2 protein-coding genes are annotated in these 1,778 nt (G+C 76.2%); one reads left to right on the forward strand and one right to left on the reverse strand.

The genetic code is table 11. From position 1 onward, the window contains the following. Positions 1–1,464, reverse strand: a 1,464-nt coding sequence (locus AOK08_RS40115) for a cell division protein PerM (RefSeq protein WP_422125818.1), incomplete at its 3' end; no start/stop codon positions are given. Positions 1,465–1,570: 106 nt separating this feature from the next. Here AOK08_RS40115 and AOK08_RS44235 point away from each other — a divergent pair. Continuing rightward, the coding region (locus AOK08_RS44235; RefSeq protein ID WP_157877009.1) for a helix-turn-helix transcriptional regulator at positions 1,571–1,778 on the forward strand (208 nt) is incomplete at its 3' end.

Below are 1,778 nucleotides of genomic sequence, written 5' to 3' on the forward strand. Positions count from 1 at the left end.
GTCCGTGCGGATGTCCGTGCGGATGTCCGTGCCGGTGGCCTTCGGCCGCTTCCGCAGCCGCGGTCGCAGCCGCCATGCGCGCAGCCCCAGGGCCGCCGGGACGGCGATCCCCGCCGTCCACGCCAGCGTCGCCGCGCCCGTCTGCCACCACACCGGCCCGACATGGGCCAGGGCATCGTTCCCGAGCGGCCCGCCCGCCAGGGCGGCCAGCAGCGCGAGCGCGCCCGCGCACAGAGCGGCGGCAAGAGCCGCGTTCGCCGCTGTACGCCCGCCCGGCCAGGGTGTCCTCCCCTCACCGGGGGCTGCCGCCCGCGCCGTGAACCAGGCCACCGTCAGCCCGGCGGCCACCGGCACAAAGGCGACCGCCCAGGCCAGCGGGGTGCCCGGGCCGGCGTCCGGCACCGCCGCCAGCAGCGGGAACGGCGGCAGCGGCGGCGCCGGGTCGGAGGCCAGCGGCCCGGTGACCCGGCCCGCGCCGAGCACGAACCCCGGGCCGAGGGCGTAGGCCGCGCCCCACAGCGCCGCGTTGGGAATCAGGGCCAGACAGAGCAGCAGTACGGCGATCCGGCCCGACCACGCCTCCGTCAGCTGGAGGAAGGAGGCCCGGGCGGCCCCGCCGTGCCCCAGCAGCGACACCGCGACGAGCAGCGCCCCGCCCCCGACGAGCACAGCGGTACCGGCCCCGGCGGCCCGCACGGCGGCCAGGCCCCGGCCACGGGCAGCCCGGGCCGGCACAAGCCGGCGGACCGACCTGGGCAGCGGACGCAGCACCCGGGCCGACACGGGCGCACACGGTCGGCCGTACGCCGTCCACACCCCGGCGCCGGCCGCCGTCATGGCGAGCATCGGCACGCTCACGGCAGTCCACGCCCAGTCGGGACGCAGCCCGCCCCCGGCCGCGTACAGCGCGACACCCCCGCCGACGGCCAGATATCCGGCGACCACGCCGAGCCAGACGGTACGGGCGGGAAGCGGCGGCGCGTCCTCCGCCGTCCCTTCGCCCTCCGGGCCGTCCGTCGCGTCGCGGGCGGCGCGGTGCAGCAGCCAGACCGGGAGCACGAGCAGCAGGAGCGGGGTGACGCCCACGGGAGCGGGGGCGCCGGACAGGCTGTCCGCACGGACGAGTTCGGCGCCGTGGGCGAGCAGCCAGAGCCCGGCGGCGATGTGCAGCGCGCCGTCGGGGCCGCTGTCCGGATAGGGCGAGCTGATCCAGAGCACCATGACGAGCACGGCGAACGAACCGAGCCCGAGCCCGGCCGCGACCGCGCCGGCGAGCAGGCCGGCGCCCAGTCCGGGGGAACGGTCGCGCAGCCGGTCACGGATCCGGTCACGCAACGGGGAACGGCCCCGGGCGTGGACCCCGGGGCGGACCCGGGAGCGGACTCGGGAGCGAACTCGGACTCGGGCGCGGACCCGGGTACGCAGGGGCAGGAAGGGGAGCCGGCGGTCGGTCGTCTGGGTCACGAGCGCCATGGTCCCAACGACACGCGCTTTCACGACGTAATAGGCGAACTCACGACGTGTCACTCAATATACGTTTTATGTACTTTTACGTGCGAAAGGGCCCTCGGTGACGCAGAGTCCCGCTATCCCGTTGCCCCCGCCCGCCGAACGCCGACGTCTGCGCGAGTCGCAGTCGCTGACGCAGGCCCAGGTCGCTCAGCGGGTGGGCGTCAGCCGAGGGACGGTAAGCGCATGGGAAACCGGCCGCACGACACCGCGCGGACGCAAGGCACAGAAATACGCGAGCCTGCTGGCATCGGCACCCACCCCCACCC

Source organism: Streptomyces graminilatus (assembly GCF_001418565.1).
In the GTDB taxonomy this organism is placed as follows: Bacteria; Actinomycetota; Actinomycetes; order Streptomycetales; family Streptomycetaceae; genus Streptomyces; species Streptomyces graminilatus.